Source organism: Rugosimonospora acidiphila, from assembly GCF_039543385.1.
In the GTDB taxonomy this organism is placed as follows: Bacteria; Actinomycetota; Actinomycetes; order Mycobacteriales; family Micromonosporaceae; genus Rugosimonospora; species Rugosimonospora acidiphila.
Map to the genome: position 1 here is coordinate 1 of NZ_BAABJQ010000113.1, position 670 is coordinate 670.

Genomic DNA, 670 nt, shown 5'->3' on the forward strand with positions numbered 1-670 from the left:
GAGCGGGCGTCGGTGCGTGACCGGGCGATCCGGGCGTGGTTGCCGTTGGCCCAGCATCTGGCGCAGCGGTTCAACGGTCGTGGGGAGCCCCTCGACGACCTGGTGCAGATCGCGACGGTGGGCCTGATCAAGTCGATCGACCGGTTCCACCCCGAGTACGGCAACGACTTCGCCGCGTACGCGGTGCCGACGATCGTCGGTGAGATCAAGCGCCACTTCCGCGACCGCACCTGGGACGTGCGGGTGCCCCGCCGGTTGCAGGAGCTCAAGCTCGACATCAACGAGGCGACCAGCACCCTGTCCCAGCGGCTGGGCCGCTCCCCGACGGTCGCCGACATCGCCGGGCACCTCAAGCGCAGCGAGGAGGAGGTGCTGGAGGGACTGGAGGGCGCCCGGGCGTACAGCGCGGTGTCGCTGCAGAGCCTGGTCGGCAACGGCGAGGACGGCACCGAACTCGGCGACCTGTTCGGCGTGGAGGACCACGAACTGGCGCTGGCCGAGTTCCGCGCCACCATCGGCCCGGCCCTGGAGTCGCTGAGCCCGCGCGAGCAGAAGATCGTGGTGCTGCGGTTCTTCGGCAACCTGACCCAGACGCAGATCGCCGAGCGGGTCGGCATCTCCCAGATGCACGTGTCCCGGATGCTGGCCCGGTCGCTGGCCGCGATGCGCG

The 670-nt window shown here is 70.4% G+C and carries 1 protein-coding gene; it reads left to right on the plus strand.

Translation table 11 applies throughout. The features are described 5' to 3' along the window. The coding region (locus ABEA87_RS42260; RefSeq protein ID WP_345639442.1) for a SigB/SigF/SigG family RNA polymerase sigma factor at positions 1-670 on the plus strand (670 nt) is incomplete at both ends.